The organism is Acinetobacter sp. IRS14 (genome assembly GCF_034650275.1).
GTDB lineage: Bacteria > Pseudomonadota > Gammaproteobacteria > Pseudomonadales > Moraxellaceae > Acinetobacter > Acinetobacter oleivorans.
Window position 1 is genome coordinate 1 of sequence record NZ_JAOVFN010000026.1, and the last position, 4,780, is coordinate 4,780.

At 40.9% G+C, this 4,780-nt stretch carries 12 protein-coding genes; all 12 read right to left on the bottom strand.

The genetic code is table 11. From position 1 onward, the window contains the following. Positions 1 to 134: 134 nt before the first annotated feature. Entirely contained in the window at positions 135 to 332 is a 198-nt protein-coding gene (locus ODQ17_RS16890) for a helix-turn-helix transcriptional regulator (protein WP_322905061.1), read from the bottom strand. After that, positions 333 to 605 (bottom strand): hypothetical protein, encoded by a 273-nt coding sequence (locus ODQ17_RS16895; protein WP_322905063.1) that lies wholly within the window; start codon positions 603 to 605, stop codon positions 333 to 335. It abuts the gene before it with no gap. Further along, positions 602 to 976, bottom strand: coding sequence for a hypothetical protein (locus ODQ17_RS16900; protein ID WP_322905065.1), 375 nt, complete (start codon positions 974 to 976; stop codon positions 602 to 604). The genes ODQ17_RS16895 and ODQ17_RS16900 overlap by 4 nt, the downstream gene beginning before the upstream one ends. A gap of 10 nt (positions 977 to 986) precedes the next feature. Further along, complete coding sequence (locus tag ODQ17_RS16905; protein ID WP_216985603.1) at positions 987 to 1,205, bottom strand: hypothetical protein; 219 nt, start codon at positions 1,203 to 1,205, stop codon at positions 987 to 989. Beyond that, the gene (locus tag ODQ17_RS16910; RefSeq protein WP_322905067.1) at positions 1,174 to 1,707 is read right to left on the bottom strand and encodes a hypothetical protein; all 534 of its coding nucleotides are present in this window, start codon (positions 1,705 to 1,707) and stop codon (positions 1,174 to 1,176) included. The genes ODQ17_RS16905 and ODQ17_RS16910 overlap by 32 nt, the downstream gene beginning before the upstream one ends. A gap of 1 nt (position 1,708) precedes the next feature. Beyond that, positions 1,709 to 2,002: a hypothetical protein gene (locus ODQ17_RS16915; protein WP_322905069.1), complete on the bottom strand. Its 294-nt coding sequence runs from the start codon at positions 2,000 to 2,002 to the stop codon at positions 1,709 to 1,711. After that, a complete protein-coding gene (locus tag ODQ17_RS16920; RefSeq protein ID WP_322905071.1) occupies positions 1,999 to 2,658 on the bottom strand; it encodes a hypothetical protein in 660 nt (219 codons plus the stop codon). Before ODQ17_RS16920 ends, ODQ17_RS16915 begins: the two co-directional genes overlap by 4 nt. Before the next feature lie 10 nt (positions 2,659 to 2,668). Continuing rightward, on the bottom strand, positions 2,669 to 3,712 hold the full coding sequence (locus ODQ17_RS16925; protein ID WP_322905073.1) for a hypothetical protein: 1,044 nt from the start codon (positions 3,710 to 3,712) through the stop codon (positions 2,669 to 2,671). Between the two features lie 2 nt (positions 3,713 to 3,714). Beyond that, positions 3,715 to 4,029, bottom strand: a complete 315-nt coding sequence (locus ODQ17_RS16930) for a hypothetical protein (protein ID WP_322905075.1) — start codon at positions 4,027 to 4,029, stop codon at positions 3,715 to 3,717. Between the two features lie 7 nt (positions 4,030 to 4,036). Further along, entirely contained in the window at positions 4,037 to 4,246 is a 210-nt protein-coding gene (locus tag ODQ17_RS16935) for a hypothetical protein (protein ID WP_322905080.1), read from the bottom strand. Further along, a complete protein-coding gene (locus ODQ17_RS16940) occupies positions 4,243 to 4,431 on the bottom strand; it encodes a hypothetical protein (RefSeq protein ID WP_322905082.1) in 189 nt (62 codons plus the stop codon). The genes ODQ17_RS16935 and ODQ17_RS16940 overlap by 4 nt, the downstream gene beginning before the upstream one ends. After that, the coding region (locus tag ODQ17_RS16945; RefSeq protein WP_322905084.1) for a pentapeptide repeat-containing protein at positions 4,424 to 4,780 on the bottom strand (357 nt) is incomplete at its 5' end. The genes ODQ17_RS16945 and ODQ17_RS16940, both read right to left, overlap by 8 nt.

Below are 4,780 nucleotides of genomic sequence, written 5' to 3' on the forward strand. Positions count from 1 at the left end.
TCGATCATTAGAAGCATTTTGAGTTAAACCTCTTGATATTTAATGTGTTTTTAAATATCGCCTCTCAAGTTACCCGTTTGGTTACCCGTTTTGAATTAAGTGCCCAAAACATTGGATAAAAATAAAGCCGCTATTTAAGCGGCTACTATAGCAGAATTTTTATGTTCTTCGACTTTATCTTTTACATAGGATGCATACCAAAAAACATCCTTCTCACTTAGTCGAATCGGTTCATCAATTTCACCTCTCTTGATCATCTTGTAAAACTTGGTTTTACCGACAGAGAGTAGGGCCATGAACTCTTTGGCCCGTATTCTTGGATCAATCTCCATTCACCCCTCCTTACTTTCCGCTTTATTCTTCAATCGATGGTATTCTTCAAAAACACCCTTGGTTATTTCCCAGACTTCTTCTGGTGTCCATTTCTCCCAAGGATGCATTAGCTTTAATTCGCAAAGCCCGCCATATAGTTTTCTTGCTAGCTTCTCAAAACGATCTTTTCTAACAATGTTTCCTTCTGAATCAAATTCGAAATGCTCAGGCTTTAACATTGGGTCTTGAAACTCTGGTTTGCGTAGATCGAATTCTGTCACTTCTCCACTCATCCCTCAGCTCCCGATTCGCTTTTAACCAATTGCTCAATGAATTCTGCTAACTCATTTGCACCTACAACAAATTCCTCTCCATCTAATTCCATTGCTTGTCTAGATTGAACAGCAATCCACGATTGAATTTCATTGATGGTTTGATCTGGCACCGCCTGAGCTTTGGCTTTTACACACTCATGCCAAATGAACCATCCAGTATTTAGCTCTAAACAAGCATCTGTTAATTCACTTGCCCATTTTTCATCAGGAACTTCATATTGATTTTTTTCTTCATTGAAGCTAATCCCAACAAGATGCACCATTTTTATATCTTGAGTCTTTTCGATTACTGACTCGTATAGCTCTCTTTCCTTATTCAAATCTGTCATGCTGCTGTCCTCACTTCTTAGAATTTTCAGCAAAATCTAGAACATCTAGAGGTACTGAACGTTTAGATTGATTTGCCACTTGAAGTTGGACCTTTACTGTGCGGAGGATTTCACGCCCAAGACCTGCAACTGAGTCAGCTTGAGCAGGTTGCATCTGACCTGTTTGTACAGCCTTTAGTGAGTCCCAAAGTGCTTCTTTAAGTTGTTGTGCATTTAATTGATTGCTCATAATCTCGTTTCCTATTCTGTGCTTTATTTAATGTTCCTTTTAGGCTTGCTCGTTCTGTAAAATCTGCTCGGCTTCTAACTTCAATTTCCAAGCGATTTAGGACTAAAGCGCATTCCCAAAATTCACCGTAATATTTTTTGGCTCTATAGCATTGGTCATATTTTTGCTTGTAAGCCTTGTATCTAGGTTGTCTGCAATACTCGACATGCTTATGCATGTTTTTCTTGCGTTCTATTGCTGCCTGCTCAGGGTTGTATGTACGTTTGAAATAATGAGCCTTCTTTATCTTAAGAGCCTCTTGATTCTTTTCTCTGTACTGCCTGTCGTAATCAGCCTTTTCTTTCCTCTTCTGTTCACTGGTTTTGTATAGTCTTTTATGGATGCCTACACATGCCCTTGAACAGAAGAGATAGCCTTTTATCTTTAGGGTGCGGTTAGCTTCCCCACGCTCACGCTGAAACTCTTTAGAGCAGTGGGCGCATATGTATTTGCCCAGTGCCATTTCAAGCTGCCACCATCTGATAACTAAGTTGATTCATTTTCGCCATGCCGCGCATACGCAGTTGATCAACAAATTGTTTGTCTCGATTTATCCAAGCTCTGCAAAATGATGCGAATTTCTTTTGACATACTTCATTCATTGCAAAGCCATGTTTAGTTTCTTGAGTTGAAATCTTTGCCACTTCATTGCCTTTCTTAAGCACAATGAAGCCTTTCTTATGAGATGGATAGAACCCGTTTTCACTCATCCAAACAGTGAAGGGGAAAGACATTGTGTTGGGAATGAACTTCATCATGCTGACCATCCTTCCTTATCTGATTTAGCGCCACATTGAGTTTCAATTTCCTTTTGGTATTGAGTACCGACAAACCGCTTGTAAATCTCGCCAAGTGCTTTTCTATTTACAGCCAGTTCAATAGCTTTAAGTGCGCTTTGAAAGTCATTGTCATTTGGTTGTGGATTATGGTGATGGTCATAGGCTTCTTGTTGATACTTGCTGTCATCCCAACGACCAGAAAAAATATCCCCAGCAAAACCAATTGATGACATAGCTTTAACTAAAGCATCAGTTACAGATTTTTTAGGTGCATCTTCATCAACTATCATTTTCCCATTATTAGTTTTGTACATCGCTTTTGTGCCGCCCATTTGCTGAACTGCACAGCGTTGATCACCTTTCATGTACCAGAATTCAACAATTGCCCAATGAATCATGTCCTCAGGCCCACATTGCTGAAATCCCTGATTAATAATGTCATGACCCCACCCATAACCAGCAGCACCAAAAACGCGAGTAGCTTGTTCAATAAGCCAATATGGTTTAGGTGAGCTTCCTTTATAAGCTTTGCCAGTGATAGGTTTTACAGCTAGTGGATCAGTAATAAAAACTTGATCCCATAACTGCATGTTGTCTTCATTATTTATAATTGGTGTTTTGATTTGAGCATTCATGACTTATCCCTCAAAACTTAATAGAAACGTGTGGAACTAAGCCTTTATTGATGGCTTGCAAAATCTCTTTGCCTTTTGCTTCATCAATACCCAAAGCCAATAAGCCTTTAAGTGCTTCATTACAGATTTTTTTACGGTGTGCTTGGTTAGCTTGGCGCGCTTCTTCTGCTTGGCGTTCAGCCTCTAGCTTCGCAGCTTGTTCAGCTTCAATGCGTTTACGTTCAGCTTCGGCTGCATGTTGCGCACGCAATTCAGCAGCTTCTTTTTCAGCAACTAAACGAGCTTCACGTTCCGCAGCCTCACGTTTTTCGCGCTCAGCTTTTGCAAATGCTTCTTTCTTTTCACGCTCTACACGGTCTGCCTCTTCTTTGGCTTTACGTTCCGCTTCAAGACGTGCCTGCTCAGCTGCCTGATGTGCAATCGCTTCTTCACGTTCATTTTGTTGACGCAATATTTCTTCTTGGCGAAGACGTTCTAATTCGGCTTGTTCAGCCTCACGCTTTAATGCGATTTCAAGAGATTGTTTATATGAGCTAAGGGCAGCATCTTTTTTGATTGAGGCTTCATTAGCAAATTCAGCAAAGCTTTCATCAATCGAAGTTGCCTCTACTTCGCTAATAATTTTCTTAATTAGCTCGCTGTTCGAGAATGCATCAACGCGACCAGCATCGAAGTTAGATATACGATCCTTAATTGACTGAATTCGATCTTCTTCTGCTTTTTCCCATTCATCTAATGGCTTACGAATTTCATCACGTAAAGCGTCACACTGATCACGCCATGCTTTACGGTCACGATCAATCACAGCAGCTTGTGCCTTAATACCTGCCACTAAGTCTTTACCATGGTTATCTACAGCAGTTTTAGACTTACTTACTTTGTAAGCTTGTGAGGCAATAGCATCACGACCTTTTTTAGTTGAAACATCAGGAACTATTGATCGTGCTTGTTCAGCCATACGATTAAACAATTCTTGAATTCCATTTTCTTTTCCAAAAGCTGCTACTATCACGTTTTGTTCTACTACTTGTAATTCAGTAACTTGTGCGTTCATCTTTAATCACCTTTATATTTCGAATTTGAATAAATCGGAGACAATTCACGAGTCGTTTGATCTTTCTTAACTACGACTTGATTAACCGGTCCGCATTTGTAATTTGGTTCTTTCTCACCGATTGGTGTGCAGTGCTCTAAAGTTAATGCCCATCTTTTCCAAGACTTTGAGAGGGCATCCCAGTAGAACATCTGGTCTTTATTAGCTTTCAATTTCCAATCGCTGCCACCGAAAGTGCTGTAGTGAGTTGCTTCATCTTCTTCACCAACACTGAAACCAAACTGTTCAAGAAATTCTGCATTGAAGAAAAAGCCCATAAACACCTCACGCTTTAATAGTCGCTAGAAGATTTGCAGTGTGTTGACGCTCCATTTCTGCAACCTTGCTTTGCCAGTTGCGGTACTCTTTAGAGTCGATATCGCCACGTTGGAAAGCGTATTCAACCGCACCGGCTAACAGTTCAGGATGTTTACTTAAATCCTTCAAAAGCTTTGATTCAGCAGCATCAAACGAGATATTCGCTAACATATTCATGAGTTAGCTCCTTCCACTTGCACACGCACATACATGTTCTGTTTTGCTTTGAGTTCGTTTGCTGCTTGTTCTTCTGCACAACCACGTAAAAGACCAACAGCTAAAAAGAACACTACCCAGAACAATAGGAATCCAGAGGTTCCATCAACAAACGCTTGCTTGATTGAATATTTATTCTCAGTCATTGCTAGATTCCTCCTGAACTGGATGAACGTAGCTATCACACATATTCAAAAGCATTGATTTATGCTGATTCCAGAACTCTAAAGCTTCGCTATCCATGCTCGTGATACGTGCATCATCAAATGATTTCCAATCTTCAACACTATGTTCTTGGCAACCAATTCGCATTTTGCCTAAGCCACTGATAATCACATCCCAGCGCAATCCGTAGACAATGAGTTGAGCGGCCTTGGCACCGCGAAGGTTGGCACCGTAAAGGTTGGCACCGTAAAGGTTGGCACCGCGAAGGTTGGCATCGCGAAGGTTGGCACCGCGAAGGTTGGCACCGCGAAGGTTGGCACCGCGAAGGTT